Here is a 16,320-nt window from a genome sequence, read left to right as displayed (position 1 = left end):
CAGCCCTGTATTTGATCCAGAAACCGGGGAAGTCATTGCCTTAATCAATAAAGTACTGGTCAAGTCGACCAAAGAATCCATGCTGACAGACCTTACTGCAATTACTTACGCAGTGCCTATCAAATACTTGTACCACATGATTTCCACCATTCCAAATTGATGAGAAAAGTAATGAGATTGCTAAAATACACCCTACTTGCGCTATACACCCTACTTATTACCTATGTCTCACTCGCCAATGATTCATCGCCGAATGCAACGATACCCGATCTCGACAGTTACGGTATACCAAACCTAGATAAAATGGCTCATGCCGGTGCTTACGCCTTATTTATTGTGATTGCAATGATGTCATTTGGCATAAAACGTCGGATAACAATCGCTAGCGCCGTACTGCTTTTCGGGTTGATACTCGAACTACTACAATCATGGGTACCGTTAAGGGAACCTTCTCTGGCAGATGTTATCGCAGATGCTGTGGGCGTGTTATTGGGTATCTTGCTGATACACGGGCTAAACGTCTTACCACAAAGCCGTTTTACGGCAATAATTTCTCTTTGTTTCGAGAACAACCAATGATTTCACTATTGAATTCATCGGTCCTTTCTCTAGTGTCATATTTTTTTACACCCGCTGACTCACCTTTCGCTAGTGAAAACCAATAAAATTAATCCATATTTTCAGTTAGTTAATCCATCAATATCACTGAACTTGTGCATTATCCGCATGCGCAAAGAAAACACTTTCCAACAGAATGACAGCTTTTTTTACAGTTTTACAAAAACACTGTAAATCACCAGAGAAATTATATGTAACCAATTGAAATAAAATAAAAATATTTCACGGCATGACCTTTGCTTAGTATTAGTCCGATGATGAAATCTCACATTCAAAAGGACAAAAGGATGAACATATTATGCAATACAGTTAAGGCGGTAATACTCGGTTTAACCTTGCTGGTGACAGGAACGGCTTATGCAGGTTCGCTAAATCTGGCATCGTTAAACTGGGCATATGATACCGATGGGGATGGAGACACCACTGCAGGAATTGTTGACTTTGATGTGTTTAATTACACCTCATACGCAGTACTTGCTTTAACCGATGATGTTGGCAGTGATGGTTTAGGTACCGGTGATTCATTTACCAACTATGGCTATTTATTCCCTTCCAGCAACGGCGACACCGATGGTTCCCTCTCGAAGGTGTACGGTGCTAATGTGAATATGAGTGGCACAATCGGAGAAGGCGCTACCTTCTCCTCATCCGGTAACACCGTCTATGAGGTCGCATTCGATGCAGGGTCAACCCAAACTTGGTATAAAACGGAAACGGACAGTAGTGTTACCGAACTGTTACAACTCACTTTAGTTTATGGCTCTTCGACAGTAACAACGAATTCATCTGGCGAAATCGTCGGTATTGGGCAACTTGACCTTCAATATCAAATTACTGGCATCATGCAAGACTACTTTTACGTTGAATTGGACGGTCAGTGGGTAGATATATGGGACATCCTGTATGACCCGACATCAGAATATTATGGCAAGTACGACTTTAATATTTACGGTGAAGTCGCAACTACCTCAAGTCTCGCTTCGTCTATTGGCGAAGATAATGAATATGCTGATGAACTTAATGACGTTGCCAACGCGATATTGGGTGGTGAAAACGCAACAGACTATATTGGCTCAGATATCTCTCAAGACGGCAAAACCATCACTGTGAGTTACGGTGGTTTAGACTTAGCCGTTGTGCCTGAATCAGGGATGTTGAGTATGATGGGGCTGGCTTTCTTAGGTTTAGCTGGTTTTCAATCTCGCCGCAGACGTCAGAAAAATAGCTAATACAAATTTCACTATTAATCTGTTCAGCATTAGACAATGAGCACCGAACGCAAACACGCATAAACCCTTCCATGGGGCTCCGCCGAGCCATCCATGGCTCGGAGGGTTTGCTTATCGGTACTCAATGTCTACTTGATCAGGGAATTAATGTGTTTGGTATAATTAAAGCTGTATAGATTTCATCATTCAAGCACACTGTTTTTTAAACATAAGAAGCAGTGTGCTCTTTCATTTTTCACACTTGAGTATGATAAAAAACTGAACACGACTCGTGTATGTTATTAGAATAGATAAACATAAAGGTTTAAGGGCAATAAATTGAATTTGTGGTTTGGCCTTTCCGGTTATGTACTGACCGCTGTTGGGTTTTTCTCTCTATTTTTATTATTGCTAACCACACATACTCAGCGGCTGCAGAGAACATTGCTCATGCTTGCTACCATAGTAAGCGGATTTTGGTCCAGTTTCGCCGCCATCGTTATCTATTATGCCTTCCCTCAACCCTGGCTACTCATCCTTGAATCCATCAGAAATCTGTTTTGGTTTTTATTATTATTCAGCACATTGACAGATCATCAGTCAATTAAAACCCTTATTCGGAACAGCAAATACACGCGTTGGACTGTTCTGACAATGTTGCTGGTTTCTAGCGCGGAGTTAAGCAACCTCCTTTTTCTCTGGCTCGCTCCCAACCGTATCATCATGCTGCATGTGCTAGAGTCCGCTTTCGGTTTATGGTTGGTTGAACAGCTATACCGTCAAACAGAGAAACACGACCGCTGGACGATAAAGCCGCTATGCCTTGGGTTGGGGCTGATGCATGCCTACGATTTTACTCTGTATGCGAACGGGATACTGACCGGTACTCTCGACCCTGAATTCTGGTTCGGCCGCGGCTGGGTAATGATATTAACCTTACCACTGATCTTAATTTCATCACGTCGAGTAACCCGTTGGGCGACTCGTGTCTACGTATCCCGCGACATTGTTTACCACAGCAGTCTGCTTATCGTTGCAGGCTCATATCTACTTCTGATGGCTGGTGCTGGCTACTATATCCGCTATGTTGGCGGAGATTGGGGCAGCATGGTACAAAACCTATTTTTCGCACTTGGTGGCTTACTGTTTGCCAGCCTGTTTATTTCGGAACATCTTCGCCGCCAGCTTAAAGTTTTTATTACCAAACATTTCTATGCCAATAAATATGAATACCGAGAAGAGTGGATGCGCTTTGCCTCCGTGCTCGAAAATAAAGCGGATTCACCTTATCAGGTAGCGCTTAATGCCATACTTCAACCTTTTGACTGTGAAAGGGGCATGTTGGTCGCATTGGAAGCCGACAAAGTTAAAGCCTATGCCTACTATAATATGAATGAACATTACCCTGATCCGAAACCAATACTGAGAGCTCTGGTGGAAGCCGCGATTCAACACCGCTGGATTATCGATCTTGATGAATTAATCAATGGAAGTGACAAAACACCATTCGTTGTCGACTCAGCACAAATTAAAACGATAACCAGTTTCAGTTTTATCGTCCCAGTGACCAGCGACAGTGGTTTTCAATGCGCATGCCTGATCTCCAATCCACATTCAACACATTCATTAAACTGGGAAGACCGCGATCTTATGTCAGCAATAAGTACTCAGTTATCGGTGTATTTAAACCTTCATCAAAGCAATAAAGTACTTTCAGAAAATCAGCAGTTTGATACTTTTAACCGAATGTCCGCTTTTCTTGCTCATGACCTGAAAAATGTACTGGCACAATTGCAGCTATTAGCCAAAAACGGTCAACAGCATAGAGATAATCCAGAGTTCATAGACGACGCTTTTGAAACGATAGACTCGGCAGTTTTACGCTTAAGCAAAGTCGTGGATCATCTTAGGAAGAAGCATCAGCAAGACAATATCAACGAAACTTTTTCACTCAATACGGTTATCCAGTCTGTTTGTAACAGCAGGAAGATAAGTCAGCCAACCCCGGACTATATCTCACATTATCAGCAACCGATCTTCATCAATGCCGATAAAGAACGTTTTACTAACATTCTCTCGCACATCATACAAAATGCCCAGGAAGCAACAAATGGCGAGGGCTCTGTACTAGTAGAATCCGACAAAGAAGAAGGCTATTACACCATTCGGGTTACCGACAACGGCGCAGGTATGAGTACGGATTTTATCGAAAACAGACTGTTTAAACCTTTTGATACCACCAAAGGTAATTCAGGGATGGGGATCGGCGCTTACGATGCGAAAAAGCTAATAGAACAATTAAAGGGCTATATTGATGTCCAGTCTGAACCCGGTAAAGGCTCATGTTTTACCATACGAATTCCCATTTCGGGATAAGACGTTATACCCAAACGACTCAAAACAAGATAAGGCGACAGTGTGAAAGAGACGCTACTAGTCATAGAAGATGACATTGGTATTCAAAAGCAACTGAAATGGACATTCGCTGATTATAATGTGATTCAGGCACTGGATCGGAGTTCAGCTATCAATGCATTACGGCGCTATGAGCCCAAGGTCATTACATTAGATCTCGGTTTACCGCCAGATTCTGACAATGCCAGCGAAGGTCTTGCCACATTAAAAGAGATTCTGACTTTAATGCCAAAAGCCAAAATTATCGTGATCACCGGCAACGATGATAATGGCATTGCACTAAAAGCGATAGAAATGGGGGCTCATGATTTTTACCATAAACCCATCGATGACGAAATCCTGAGTGTTATTGTCCACCGAGCTTTTATTGTTGCCAATTTGGAGCTGGAAAATGAGCAACTCAAACGATTCTCTTTAGATGGTAATGGCTTTATTGGCAACAGCCCCAAAATCCAACAGGTTTGCCGATTGGTAGAGCGTATTGCACCAACCGATCTCTGTGCCTTGTTATTAGGGGAAAGCGGGACAGGTAAAGAAGTCATTGCTCATTCAATTCATAACCTGAGTGAACGTAGCAGCAAACCATTCGTCGCCATCAACTGTGCGTCTATTCCAGAAAACTTGTTAGAAAGCGAACTTTTCGGTTATGAAAAAGGCGCTTATACCGGCGCACAGAAAACCACCAAAGGCAAAGTTGAGAGTGCCGAAGGCGGGACATTGTTTCTTGATGAAATCGGTGACATGTCTTTATCTCTTCAGGCCAAAATACTGCGCTTTCTGCAAGAAAAAGTGATTACTCGCGTTGGGGGAAGAGAAGAGATCCCCATCAACATCCGTATCATTTGTGCGACTCACCAAAATCTAAACTTTATGGTTAGTGATAAAACATTCAGGGAGGATTTATTCTATCGTATAAGTGAGATCACGATTGCAATACCGCCGCTACGAGAACGGGATGGCGATATTATTCTGATTGCACGGACAATTTTACACAACCAATGTCAGCTTATTGGTAAAGCAATAAATGGCTTTAGTGATGAAGCGATAAAAGCGCTGTTGCAATACCCTTGGCCAGGTAATGTTCGAGAGCTGCAAAATAAAGTGAAAGCAGCGATCATCATGTCGGATGGCAAACAGATTAGCGCAGAGGATCTTGCTTTAAATTTAGATGATAACGGAGCCACTCTAGATTTGAACCTTAAAAAGGTTAAAGAAGACGCCGAAAAATGGGCCATTAGTCAGGCGCTTTCTATCTCAGGTGGAAACATGTCAAATACAGCAAACTTACTGGGCATTACCAGACCAACGCTGTATGCGCTCATGGACAAATTTGCCTTAAAAAGCAGTTCGTAATGGATAGCTGTACGTAAAGGCTAGTGCCGCGTTAAAAGCATAGCAATGGAATACAAAAACAGACGAGGACAACCTCATGGATAGCAGACAATCTCAATCTGAAAAAATGGATGACAAAGCGCAAATACTGCTGACTAAGCAGCACGACGAACGTCCACAGCCATCTCGATTTTCCAGACGGCGATTTATCCAGTCAGGTATTGGGGTTTCTCCTTTACTACTGTCGGTTAAAAGCCCGGCAGCGTGGGGTTGTACAAATACAACCAACCCTAGCATAACCAGTAGAGTTTCCGGAAATGTATCCACCAATACCGGATTTGGCTGTCTTCCTAAAAACCCATCAGCTTGGTTAGACATCTTGCAAGGCTTACATAAAGAATACGGCAGTTTTTGGGAGCAGTTAAAGAATGGCGGATTTAACAGTCGCTCATCTTTCTTAGAAGCACTGTCTGTTTTAGGCGTTCACGCCTCTACATCATTTCAGGACTTATTCTGTAATGACCTTGCCAATTGGACTTCTTGCAGCACAAAGAAAAACTGGAGATATAAGATATTAACAACTCACAGCGACAATATAACGATTAGTGAAGCGTTAAAATTGAGTAACTGCCAAACGGTACTCAGAGTGCAGCATGCAGATTCTGGAAATGAGTCACAGCTTAAAAACTCCGGTCCAAATGCCATGGGTTACAACATTATGAGCAGCAGCGATAGTAAAACCTTTGACATTGCTATCTCTGATTTTGATCTGCATAAAAACCTAACCTGTGGTTTTCTCAATGGCATATTGGCGCCGGACGTCATTGCTTATGATTACACTCAAAGAGATATTCAGAATGGTTTTAGAACGGCTATCGCACAATTAGCCGATGAGGTCGCACAATATGGCAGAAAACACTCATCGATACATTCTCCCTGTTCGATCTTACGCGATAACTTGCGCCATACCTGGCATGATGACGACATGTGTTATTCATAAATGAAACGGGACAAAACATCCTTTGACACAACAAAAGCCTAACATCTCATTACACCCTTCTTTCTCGGTTAAGGACTGTACGTTTCTTAGCAGAGAGAAAGGGGTCATTTACAGTCCGGTTAACGGTGAAACCTTGCTTTGTGAACCATCGGTTATTCATTATCTGATTCAGCTTGAAATGGAGCCACAAGCATCCTATTGCCAGTTGGTCAAATCATATCCTGCCTGTGTATCTGATATTGTGCAGCAGCTCGTTAATCTGCATGTAATAGAAATTCAAGGATAGAGTATAAGGAATGAAAACTAGCAAGGAGTACCACATCACCGTTGGCCCCTTTATTTTCTCCGTTCGCTCGGATATTCCGGCACTCCATCGCTATCTCGAACACCACTATGATGCTTGCCAGCTCAATACGCAAGAAGACCATTTCGTTGATTTCTATATTGAAGTGAACCATGGCAGTTGGTACCGCCGCTTATACAAACCGCAGGCAATATTTAAATTTAATCAACATTCGCCCTTCAAACCCTTACCGCTTGATCAGGCCCATGCATTTTTAGAATGGGGAATGAACTGGGTAATCGCCAGTCAGGCACATCAGTTTTTCATGTTACACGCAGCAACGGTTGCCAAAGACGGCCAGGGGATCATCATTTCCGCGCCATCAGGCTCTGGGAAAAGTACGTTATGTGCTTATCTGGCTTCTCAGGGGTGGAAACTGCTCTCTGACGAACTGGCCTTAATTGATCCCGATAGCATGGAATTATATGGACTGGGTCGACCAATAAATTTAAAAAACCAATCCATCCATTTACTGAGTGACTATTACCATCGCGAGCAATTTAGTGCAGTCGCAAAAGACACCCATAAAGGTACTATCAGCCTGTTAAAACCAGCGTCTGGCAGCGTATTAAACTCTGATGATTCAGTGAAACCGGCGCATATTGTTTTTGTTCAATATAACCCAGCGGAAGAGTGTTATTGCGAATCGGTTGAGCCCGCTCTGGCGCTGACTGAGATTATAAGAAACAGTTTTAATTTCAGCCTTCTTAATAAGTTGGGATTCGCCTGTGCCAGAGAGTTAGTGACCAACACCCCTGTTAGTTACATAGAGTACAACAGTTTTGAAGCTTGCGAAGCGGTGATTCTTGACTTGTTGAGCAAAAAAGGACAACAGAACGCATGCTAACTAAAGTCCTCTCTAATCCGCAAAGCATTTCTTCATTGTCTGCAACAGAGCAGTCTAAACTGATTGCTGAAGCGAGATATTTCAATATGCTCGCTCAATTAAAACCACTTTTTGAACAAAGCGGACAATGGCAAGTACTCCCCCCTGAAGTCAAGCAACACATTACTGCGGCACATCGGGTATTTAACCACCAACAAACTCGACTAGGGCATGAAAACAGGCATTTTCAACAAACGTTCTGCTCGCTGAATATAGAATGGATTTATCTCAAAGGTGTCGCCTATCATCTGGCTAATTTCCCCGAGTTTCAAGGCCGGCTGATGAATGACATCGATATTCTGGTCAGAGAGCATTCCTTACCAGAAGTAGAAAATGCATTGAGAAAGCAAGGATGGCTCCCCACTCACCTCAACGATTATGATCAGAAATTTTATCGTCAGTGGTCGCAAGAGATCCCCCCTATGCGGCACCTGAATCGCCAAACAACACTAGATTTACACTTTAATATTCTGCCAAAAACAATAAAAGAATCTCCCAGTGCCACTTTGTTACTCTCGCAGACAGTAAAAATAGCGAATGAAGATGGGACTGGAAAAATGCTGAATCCAGCCGCTATGGTCATTCATAGTGCGATACATCTTTTTTACGAAAGTGATTTCAGTAAAGGAACGCGCGATCTGTACGATCTGTTGTTGTTAATGACAAAATTTTCAACTCAGCCTGACTTCTGGGATCAATTAATGAGCTTACAAAACCGAATCGGCAATGGACGTTCGGTATTTTATGCGCTCCGTTATTGTCAGCTCGTTTTTCAATTGCCTGTTCCTGAGCAAGTACAAAAATTTTATCAACAATATCAACCTAGTAAATTTAAAACGATGCTCGCGGATTTTGCTTTTATACGCATATTTATTTATGCCTTTCCAGAAAACCGGCTCATCGGGCATCAGATCGCGGTCTGGACTCTGTATCTACGTGGACACTTGAAGAGAATGCCACTCAGGCTGTTAGTCCCTCATTTAATGCGAAAATCACTACTCAGTTTAATCGTTAAAGAAAAAAGTGCAGGCGCCTGCACTTAACCAACACGACGAATCGTCGAAATGACTTGTGGCATTGTGTGGAACAGCGAAAAGGATAAATACATGCTTTACAGATGGCTGCGTTATTACCTGATCTTAATGGGGTTACTGTTGAACCTGGCGATAGTGTATGAAGGCTATCGTTTTTCCCTTTTAATCTATAGTCTTGGTTCACTGCCTAGTGCACTAAATACCATGGCTTATAGAATCAGTGATATCCCTGTTTTGCAAACAATAGGCCCGTCACTGTCAAATATAGCCCAGTTCCTCGACCGATCTTCTTATCAATGGAAACCATTTAAGCGTGAGCAGTGGCCTATGGTCGGTCCTGACTTTTCAGCTCAATATGCCGTCAACAGTGTTACGCAACCATCAATTGTACACGTCTCTGACAGCCAGACTCTGATCAATGCACTAAAACAGGCTCAACCGGGAAATACCATTGTAGTTGCAGACGGAGAATATGAGCTCAGCGGGAAACGATTCAATACCAGCGCAAGTGAAGCTGACCAAAATAACCCCATCATTCTAAAAGCGGAAAACCCTGGAAAAGCCCATTTAAACCTGTCTTCTATCGAGGGAATTTTTCTTCATCAACCTTATTGGACAATTACAGGTTTTCGTTTTAAATGTGCCAGTTCCAACTGTGATCACGCGATTCACATCGTCAGTAATGCGCAACACACTACCATTTCCCATAATGAGTTTATTGATTTTAATGCCGCACTGAAAATCAACAGCTCAGGCGGACAATACCCCGATAATGGAATCGTGATTAATAACTATTTTTATGCAACAAAACCGCGAAACACTCACTTGTCGGTAACACCGATTAATATCGATCAAGCAAGCCACTGGGTAATAAGTAAAAATATTATCCGTGATTTTATTAAAACCAGCGGCAATAAAGTCAGTTATGGCGCGTTTATGAAAGGAGGTGCCAGTAATGGCATTTTCGAAAACAATCTGATCATCTGCAATACATCAAAAACCCGATATTCTGGCTCTCAGGTTGGTCTCTCTATCGGTGGTGGAGGTATGAATGACCATCGCAACAACGCACCTTACGAGGCGACGAATACCGTGATACGCAACAATATTATTTCTCATTGCAACGATGTCGGTATCTATATTAACAAAGGCGAAAATAGCCTGATAAACAACAATACGATCTACAACACCTCCGGCATCGATATCCGATTTGCCGAAAGCTCTGCGCTTGTCATTAATAACATTTTCAGTGGCAAACTACGCACTAGAGACAACGGGAAAATACTAAAAGAGGCGGGTAATCTTATCTACAGCAAAGGCTTTGTTCACAATGATGATTTACTCAATGATCTGTTTTCATCTCCGGAAATCGGCAACTTCGCCTTTAAAGACAATAACATTGATCTCCAAAAAGACGCGCTCAATTACCCTTTAGTACCGGTCAACCAGACTGTCACTGATTTCTGTGGCCAGACAGTCACTGCCAATGAATCTTTTATTGGCGCTTTCAGTGACAAAAAAGGTTGTTTTCTCGCTAATTAACACTTAACGACGATAAACGAGAGTTGGCTGACTGATTGGCCGAGGAGCAGGAAATGAAAAAATTACTGTTTGTATTCACTTTAATGTGGAGTTCCGCATCGCTCGCTGAAGCTTTACGTAACTTAGAAATTGTCGTTGATGGTATCTCCTACCCCGATTTAAAAACAGCGCAGAAGCACATTGTCGACAATAGTATTATTTACTTAGGGCCAGGAGAATTTACGACGGGACTCGTCATTAGTAAAAACCATGTAACCCTGTCGGGCAGCGAGGGAACCAAATTTTCAAAAGCGTCTATCGGTGGCAAAGCAACGTTCATCACTTCAGGCAACGATATCACTATAGAAAATATCGAATGTAGCGGCGTGACTGTCTCATCAGAAAATGGCTCATGTATCAGGCACGAGGGCAAAAATCTGACATTGAGCAATGTGTATTTCCACGATAGTCAGGAAGGCATACTAGAAGCGAAAAACGATGGACGTTTGACAATAAAATACAGTCGCTTTGAACGCTTAGGATACAAAGGCAGAGCACACGGTATCTATGCTAACGGATCAGAGTTATTGATAGAAAATTCCGTATTTGAGTCCATGGTCGGTGAAGGACACGCCATAAAATCAAGATCAAAAACCACCATTGTCCAACACTCCGTCATTTCAAGTGGTCAGGGAAATGACAGCCGGTTGTTCGATATCTCTAACGCCGGAGAGCTCCACATTTCCAACAGTATTCTCTATCAAAATAACCATACAGTTAACCGACAAGCCATTGGCTATGGATTAGAGTATTTAGATGAAAATGTCAGTAATAAAATTACTATCGTCAATAACTTGATTGTCCTAGAACGCTCCAACGGTAACCAGTTTCTGGCAACCCCAAAAAACATGAGTAACCAAGTGATCACCCTTATTGATAATAATATATTTGTCGGTGAATTTAGCGACAAAAAGCTCTGGTCCTCAGGTAACTATATTTATAAAAACCGTCACGACGCAATGCTAAAGGATTCGGCATTACCTGATATTTCATCTTTACCTAACTTATTTATGCTTCATCAAAATCACCACGCTCAATGAGCGTTTTTCTGGGGTATAATTACGCTATTTCAATGCATAGCTACCACTTAGTAAAATCATGATGCTGGAAACTTACTTCAGGTATCGTATCCATCAGCTTTTCACCACAATACGGACAAAAAGCAATAGGAATATCCACTTGCTCCATTATCTCTCCCTCATATTCAAAATAATGATTATTTTCGAGGTCTTCATTAGTAGCGCAACGCATTAAAACAAGCTGCCATTCCTCCCCTTCTTCTTTGTAAATATCTACAGAAGAAGATGATTTCACTATTTTACACATATGCTGTTTTATCGAGTCTATGTCAAAAATCACAATAACGATGCTCCCAAATGCCGAAACTAATGTTAACAGATGATAGTTGGAAGTTGCTATCAAGAATAATGTACTTAGCTATACTCAAACTACTTGGAGTTGCAGGTAGGCGACAAGTGAGTGAATCCCCATGAACATAGATAAACTATGTGATTGGGGTGAGCGAACGCAGTCAACACCACTGCGGCTTCAAGTAGGAAGAGTATAGACGTATTTATAACAAAGCCACTCTTTACCAGTAAACTCAGTAGACCAAACAACACGGCTGTTCGCACTCTTTTGGGTTTCTATAACAAACGGAACTACCCACAGCTTCAAACTGCGTCCATTGTTCAGCCTGAAATCAAAGGATTGCTCAATCGGCTTTGCAAATCCATCATGTGCTGGATAAATCAGGAACATTTCTCGGTCACATTGGGCTTCATCATCAAAGTAATTATTCCCATAAGCAAACATCTGGTAAAAATCGCTCTGTGATAATCCATATTTGTCACTGCCATTGGCTTTGCTTGGATCTATCAGCTTCCACTTGGTATCCAACACACTGATCACTTGTTTATCTTTTTTGATCACAAGATCAGGCTTTAATCTGAACCACTGTGATTGATTGTGGGTAACTAGGTATTGACTCGAAGCTTGGGTTTTTAATTGGTAGTCACGATGAAGCTGTTGACGTAAAACCATAGCTACATAGTCTTCAAACACTTTTTCCATAGGGAATAGTAATGAAATAGCATGGTTGTCGCCTTGCATTGTCTGGGGTGAAAAACTTTCAAGAATAAGCTTTGCCCACGCTAAAGGTGTTTCGTAGTAACGCATACCCCTATCAATTCGAAGGCGAGCGAAATCGGATTTGTAGTCTGCGCTTTGTGGAATCTCATCAAACACAAACAGCAGCTCTTGCAGACGCTTTTGGTTCGCGCTATTTCGGGTAAAAGAACGCAATTTATACAGCGCAGAATGCAATAGACGGTTTGCCGGTCTATCCTGCAAAAACTCATCATATTCGCAGTAGAACTTGTGTTTAGTGACAACATTCTTACGCAAGTGTTTGGCGATATCTAACTTACCTTTTAGAAAGCTCAGGTTATCTTGTTGTCGAACATAATCACTGCGAATGCCCTTTTTCACTAGGGCGCCTAATGAGTCGAGAAACTGACTAATGAACACCTCAAGAAGCGGCATTTTTTGCTGCTGAACGTTAGCGCTCGATGTTTGGATATGCGAAAAACCCTTAAGAGCGCGCAACATAACAAGCAAAGATTTTCTTGCTTCGTTGCGGTAGTCCTCAATAGACTTGCCAGAATCAACATTGCTGTTTAATGAGCCCCTAACCAACTTCGGCAGCACTTCGATTTGAGTACCATCAGGGGTAAAAATCACCCCTGCATAGTTCTGCACTTGTAATGCTTCCGCACCCTGTTTTCGACACAAGCGAAACAAGCGGTTGTCATCCCCAGAACCTAACGCAATCTCTTTTAAGTAACGAAATGCCGCAGATGTAACAACCTCAATTTCATAAGGCTTAGGGATCACATCACTCTCTTGGCTCACCAAATAGCAATACTCAAACAGCGCAATATCGTTACGCACCTTCATTTTGAACCTGCGCTTCGTTTGGTTGTTTTTTATAATCCTTAGCCACTGTTGGATCATAGATAGCGATATAAGCTAAACCATTTCCCCATACTCCATGTTCATCATCTGCAAGCTCGTAACGATATTCGTCTGAAGCGAAGTGATCTGACTCATCACTTGAACCAAACAGCTTGTCATATTCAAAGCTCTTTTTGTGAATGAATTGCAGTTCATCAACATCTGAACCTTGTTTATCAAGCTTCTGATTATCACCTAGCACTAAGCGTATTTTGCTCCAATCATCGTAGAAATATTCTTGTAGCAGAGGAATCACTTTACGCTTAAATGCGCTTTGTAGTTCTTGTAATGCGAGAGCATGATTCCCCTCTTTAACGGCATTGTAAGCAGGAAAGAAGAATGCATGACCTAACGTATGCTCACGGTCATAAAGCGCTTCAATTCGGGCATTCAGCGTTTTAAGTAACGAAGATAAATCAATAGACTTATCAACTCCCGCATCTATCTTGTATTGCCCTTCGAACAAACGACTATCAGGCATCATTTCAATAAATTCAAAACGGCGACGTAATGCTGTATCCATTAAGGCTAACGAGCGATCCGCGGTGTTCATTGTGCCGATGATGTAAAGGTTATCTGGCACAGAAAATTTGTGACCTGTATACGGTAAGGTAACTTCTATTTTTTCCGAACTGCCAGCTCGCTTAGAAGGTTCAATAAGGGTAATTAATTCACCAAATATTTTTGAAATATTGCCGCGATTAATTTCATCAATAATAAGAACGTAATTTTTTGCTTTAGTGGTTGCTTTCGTCTCGTCATAATCTTTGACGTTATATTTCTCTTTTAGATAATTTAAAATCGCTCTGACATATGAGCGGTTATAAATGTCGGACTCATCGCCTGTGGTATACAGAGATCGAATATGCTTAATACTCGCAGGATACCCTCTGCCTAAATCTTCATGTTTGGATTCGTGAGGAAAAATACGGAATGTGGAATTGCCATGGTAAGTAAATGTAAAGCTGTTACCTCTTGAGGTTGTCAGCTCAATATTTTCACCATCGGCTTCTTGCATCAATGATTTTAACGCCAATTCAAAATGCTCTAAGTCATCCGTCTCTTTTACTGTTGCATCTTGGCAAATTTCCTTAAAAATTCCGTCTTTCTCGTAGTACGAAACTTGCCCGTTATCCGTTTTGGCGCTAATTCCTTCGACAAATTCTTCATAACCATAGCTTTGATGAAAAGTAACAAAACGAATACGTTTTTCACTCACTAAAAGATCATATTTTTCTTTTAAATCATCACGTTTATTCCATTGGAACTCGGGGGCGGCTGCTTTTACGGCTGCTTCAATTGTATGGTAGGTTTTCCCTGTGCCCGGTGGTCCATAGTAAATAATATTTTTAGCGTTAGACATAGTTTCAACCTCATACACAGGGCGCTCAGTTTCCTTAACTCCACTGACTGGCTCAGAAGCCCAACCAGAATAGGAAAACGCGGGAAACGAATTAACCTTAGGGTCTGTTGCAAATTTTTTGTTTAGGAAATCAATACAGTTTAAATATTCTTGTGCGGAGCACAGCGTATTGCTTCGTTTAAACGAATAACCGTAGTTTGCTTGCAGAACATTTCGACTGTTGGTATCCAACGGCGGGAACGACCAAGGACGAATCCAAAACAGCCCCATAGTTAGGTTCCATTTAGTATTGGCAACCATTGATGCTTGTTCGAAGCAGTGAACAAACTCCTTACAACTGTCTTCATCATCTTGATCGGCAAAGTTAATCGCAGCTTCAAACATTTCCCACAGCTTATCTATGTCACCGGACTGACGATCTCTTTCGTATAAGAAAAACCAAGCATTAATATTATTGAGAGTTGGAATAGCATTAAACTGTGTAGGAGCCTTTGCATCTACCGATAGAAAATCCGCTAACTTTTGTGCTAACAGTGTCCGGCTTGAGTCCCTTATTCCACGGTTAAACATTCCCATGACAGTAAATGGGCAGATGTCTTGGAGTAAACCTTTCTCACCATTAGCATATTGATCACTAAAGTAGTTCGCCAACCCTGTTTGCTCCGCGATATCAAAAATACCTTTGAGTAATGACTGACGATCATTCTTGAACTTTAGAAGTGCGGTCGCAACTTGTTCGTAGAAACCAGTCCAAGGGAACTGCATTGCATCAATGACGGCTTGATCACCAAAACGAGCCGCAAGACTTGAAGAATTGCGAAACTTAATAATATCTTGCTCTTGATTATAAAAGGCAAAGCCTATTAGGTTTGTTGAACGCCAATGGTGCTTATCCAGTTGCCAGATAGTGTTTCGGGAAGTATAAAAATACCACTCTTTTTCTTGTTCTATTGGCTGCCAATCAACATCTAACCACTGTCCATCACCATGATTTTTTGTTACCGTGCCAACCGCTTTTATTTTCATTGTCGATACAGCATGACCTCGGTTGTCAAAAGGTAATGATTCATTACGTGTTCTGACATACGCCGATTTAATCGCGATTTTGTCACCCACTTTTACTTGCTTCACTTGCTCTAGATAGCGGTCGTCATATCCGTTCTGCCAAACTCCGTCTTTCAAAAAACGTTCCGTTTGATCATCACCACCGCTATAGGAAGCCCCTACTAGCCAATAATTGATGTTGTTATCTATCTGTTCCATTTTTCAACCTCAATCGAGTAGGGTGAGGCGTTACCGCCTCATCCCTCTCACAGAACCGTACGTACGGACCTCGTATACGGCTCATGCATACTTCCATTCAGCATAATTGCTAAACACATACCCTGTTCCTACTTGCTCAAGATTTACCAACCCCAGTTCGTTGAACCATTGGTTTGGCATCGCATAACTGGCTAGAGGACTTTGCGCATTTCTCCAACTACTCATTCGGATAAATCTAAACGGCGGCTTATATCCAAGCTGT

At 41.9% G+C, this 16,320-nt stretch carries 12 protein-coding genes and 1 pseudogene; 9 read left to right on the top strand and 4 right to left on the bottom strand.

Going from position 1 to position 16,320, the window contains the following annotated elements; genetic code table 11:
* Positions 1-171 precede the first annotated feature (171 nt).
* The 9 genes from ACK5MF_RS08935 to ACK5MF_RS08895 all read left to right on the top strand — a co-directional run bounded on the left by ACK5MF_RS08935 (position 172) and on the right by ACK5MF_RS08895 (position 11,457).
* A complete protein-coding gene (locus ACK5MF_RS08935; protein WP_416921403.1) occupies positions 172-579 on the top strand; it encodes a VanZ family protein in 408 nt (135 codons plus the stop codon).
* 326 nt (positions 580-905) lie between these two features.
* Positions 906-1,847 (top strand): hypothetical protein, encoded by a 942-nt coding sequence (locus ACK5MF_RS08930; RefSeq protein WP_416921401.1) that lies wholly within the window; start codon positions 906-908, stop codon positions 1,845-1,847.
* 318 nt (positions 1,848-2,165) lie between these two features.
* The gene (prsK, locus tag ACK5MF_RS08925; protein WP_416921399.1) at positions 2,166-4,202 is read left to right on the top strand and encodes an XrtA/PEP-CTERM system histidine kinase PrsK; all 2,037 of its coding nucleotides are present in this window, start codon (positions 2,166-2,168) and stop codon (positions 4,200-4,202) included.
* A gap of 42 nt (positions 4,203-4,244) precedes the next feature.
* Positions 4,245-5,594, top strand: coding sequence for a PEP-CTERM-box response regulator transcription factor (gene prsR, locus ACK5MF_RS08920; RefSeq protein ID WP_416921398.1), 1,350 nt, complete (start codon positions 4,245-4,247; stop codon positions 5,592-5,594).
* Between the two features lie 76 nt (positions 5,595-5,670).
* Positions 5,671-6,573, top strand: a complete 903-nt coding sequence (locus tag ACK5MF_RS08915; RefSeq protein ID WP_416921396.1) for a hypothetical protein — start codon at positions 5,671-5,673, stop codon at positions 6,571-6,573.
* Between the two features lie 296 nt (positions 6,574-6,869).
* Entirely contained in the window at positions 6,870-7,763 is an 894-nt protein-coding gene (locus ACK5MF_RS08910; protein ID WP_416921394.1) for an HprK-related kinase A, read from the top strand.
* Positions 7,757-8,845, top strand: coding sequence for a nucleotidyltransferase family protein (locus ACK5MF_RS08905; RefSeq protein WP_416921392.1), 1,089 nt, complete (start codon positions 7,757-7,759; stop codon positions 8,843-8,845). Before ACK5MF_RS08910 ends, ACK5MF_RS08905 begins: the two co-directional genes overlap by 7 nt.
* A 63-nt stretch (positions 8,846-8,908) precedes the next feature.
* Positions 8,909-10,378 carry a right-handed parallel beta-helix repeat-containing protein gene (locus ACK5MF_RS08900; RefSeq protein WP_416921390.1) on the top strand — a complete coding sequence of 490 codons (1,470 nt, stop codon included), beginning with the start codon at positions 8,909-8,911 and terminating at the stop codon, positions 10,376-10,378.
* A 53-nt stretch (positions 10,379-10,431) separates the two neighbouring features.
* Positions 10,432-11,457, top strand: a complete 1,026-nt coding sequence (locus ACK5MF_RS08895) for a hypothetical protein (protein ID WP_416921388.1) — start codon at positions 10,432-10,434, stop codon at positions 11,455-11,457.
* A gap of 40 nt (positions 11,458-11,497) precedes the next feature.
* Here the strand turns inward: ACK5MF_RS08895 and ACK5MF_RS08890 are convergent, their stop codons facing one another.
* The 4 genes and pseudogenes from ACK5MF_RS08890 to ACK5MF_RS08875 form a co-directional block, all read right to left on the bottom strand.
* On the bottom strand, positions 11,498-11,731 hold the full coding sequence (locus ACK5MF_RS08890) for a YgiT-type zinc finger protein (RefSeq protein WP_416921386.1): 234 nt from the start codon (positions 11,729-11,731) through the stop codon (positions 11,498-11,500).
* Between the two features lie 234 nt (positions 11,732-11,965).
* Positions 11,966-13,375 carry an McrC family protein gene (locus tag ACK5MF_RS08885; RefSeq protein WP_416921384.1) on the bottom strand — a complete coding sequence of 470 codons (1,410 nt, stop codon included), beginning with the start codon at positions 13,373-13,375 and terminating at the stop codon, positions 11,966-11,968.
* Positions 13,362-16,058, bottom strand: a complete 2,697-nt coding sequence (locus ACK5MF_RS08880; protein WP_416921382.1) for an McrB family protein — start codon at positions 16,056-16,058, stop codon at positions 13,362-13,364. The genes ACK5MF_RS08885 and ACK5MF_RS08880 overlap by 14 nt, the downstream gene beginning before the upstream one ends.
* 81 nt (positions 16,059-16,139) lie before the next feature.
* A pseudogene (locus ACK5MF_RS08875) lies at positions 16,140-16,320 on the bottom strand (group II intron reverse transcriptase/maturase); the annotation flags it as partial.

It is taken from the genome of Vibrio sp., assembly GCF_047973365.1.
Classification (GTDB): Bacteria; Pseudomonadota; Gammaproteobacteria; order Enterobacterales; family Vibrionaceae; genus Vibrio.
This window is presented reverse-complemented; position numbering and strand designations above follow the sequence as displayed.